At 65.7% G+C, this 242-nt stretch carries 1 pseudogene; it reads left to right on the forward strand.

What is annotated here, in order from left to right:
* Window positions 1-26 precede the first annotated feature (26 nt).
* Window positions 27-242 (forward strand): annotated as a pseudogene (locus AC0L3U_RS40065) (hypothetical protein); the annotation flags it as partial.

Here is a 242-nt window from a genome sequence, read left to right on the forward strand (position 1 = left end):
GAATGATTTGCGTGCAGGCTACCCGTTTGACCCTGATCTGCCATGCGGCCACGCCGTCGCTGAAACACGCGCGCTTTGCCGATGACGAGTCGCTGCTGATGGACTGGCAAGGCGCGGCGTTGTCTTTATCGGGCCGATATCCCGCGTCCGCGCATCTGCTGTGCGGGCCGGAGGCGCGAACGCGGCAGACGGCCGGTTTGTTCGGTGAACAGCCGCGCATCGAACCGGCCCTGCGCGACGTG

The sequence above is a fragment of the Bradyrhizobium sp. Kon69 genome (genome assembly GCF_055807515.1).